The sequence below is a fragment of the Rhizobium sullae genome, assembly GCF_900169785.1.
Classification (GTDB): domain Bacteria; phylum Pseudomonadota; class Alphaproteobacteria; order Rhizobiales; family Rhizobiaceae; genus Rhizobium; species Rhizobium sullae.
In genome coordinates, this window is the sequence record NZ_FWER01000218.1 from 1 (window position 1) to 309 (window position 309).

Genomic DNA, 309 nt, shown 5'->3' on the forward strand with positions numbered 1-309 from the left:
CTCATTGGCGAGGTGATTGATGGTCGGATGTCAGCCGACGAGTTCGTTGAATTCGGACGCAGCCGGGGCTTCGACACTTCTTCCGCTGCAGCTTGGCTGGAGAGGCATGCCGCGCGCCGGCCGCAGGTGAAGGGCTTCTTCGACAAACGCACCTGGAGCGTCCAGTACGTGGTGTCCGATCCCGCGACCTGCAAGTGTGCCATCATCGACCCAGTCCTCGACTTCGACGAGAAGGCCGGAGCAACGGCGACCATCAATGCCGACGCGATTCTCGACTACGTCCGCGAAAAAGATCTGACGGTCGAGTGG

General features: G+C 61.2%; 1 pseudogene. It reads left to right on the top strand.

The annotated features are described in order from the left end of the window. Nucleotides 1–309, top strand: a pseudogene (locus BN1800_RS39850) (bifunctional sulfur transferase/dioxygenase Blh); the annotation flags it as partial.